This is a genomic window from Hydrogenophaga electricum, assembly GCF_030160815.1.
GTDB classification, from domain to species: Bacteria; Pseudomonadota; Gammaproteobacteria; order Burkholderiales; family Burkholderiaceae_C; genus Hydrogenophaga; species Hydrogenophaga electricum.
On the sequence record NZ_BSPB01000139.1, the window covers coordinates 1 to 983 of the forward strand.

Below are 983 nucleotides of genomic sequence, written 5' to 3' on the forward strand. Positions count from 1 at the left end.
TGTTGAGTTGCAATAGGTTGTTCCCGGAGAGCCGGGATGCTGGAGGCTTGTAGCCCAGTGCCGAGTGAGGCCTGCGGGCGTTGTAGTAGGCCAGGAAGGATGGCAGCCAAGCGGTGCGTTCGGCGCTGTTGTTCCAGATGCGGCCATAGGCCCATTCGCGCAGGCAGGTCTGGATGAATCGCTCGGCCTTGCCGTTGGTCTGCGGCCGGTAGGGCCTGGTGAAGGTGTGCTTGATGCCCAAGGCCTGGCAGGTTTTGGCAAACAGCCTGGAGCGGTAGGCGCTGCCGTTGTCGGTCAGCAGTCGCTTGACCGTGACACCCAGGGCACGGTAGTGCGCCACCGCAGCCTTGAGCGCTTGCACGGCCGATTCTTTGCGCTCGTCGTTGTGCATCTGCACGAAGCCGCAGCGCGAGTGATCGTCAATGGCCACATGGGCGAACTCCCAGCCGGCGCCACGCGAGGCGTCGCGCCGATCGCCTGTGACGCGGTGACTCGGGTGCTCGATACGGCCCAGCTTCTTGGTGTCCATGTGCAGCAGCTCGCCAGGGGCGTCGCGTTCATAGCGAACAGCGGGCACCTGTGGTTCCAGCGCCCTCAGGCTGGACAGGCCCATGCCCGCCAGCACGCGGCTGATGGTGGCCACGCTGCGGCCCTCCACGGCGGCGATGCGTCGCATGGGCATGCGCGCGCGGCGGAGCTGCTCGATGCGCGCAGCCAACTCGGCATCAACGGTACTGCGGGTCTTCAAGGGTCGCGAGCTGCGGTCCGGCAAACCCGCCAGGCCCTCTTGCTCGAAGCGAGCACGCCACTTGCGCGCCGTGCGCACGCTGATGCCGGCGGCCTCGGCCGCCGGCATCAGCCCCATCACAGCAATGCGCTCGATCAGCAACTTGCGTCCTTCGAAGGTGGTTCTGGCATTCTTGTGGCTGTTCATCCGGGGGGATTCCTCTGAGAGTTCTGAAGCGTCGTAACTCCAGTCTCCC

1 protein-coding gene is annotated in these 983 nt (G+C 65.6%); it reads right to left on the bottom strand.

Annotated elements, in window-relative coordinates:
* The coding region (locus QQK43_RS23145; protein ID WP_284309635.1) for an IS481 family transposase at window positions 1–934 on the bottom strand (934 nt) is incomplete at its 3' end.
* Between the last annotated feature and the right edge of the window lie 49 nt (window positions 935–983).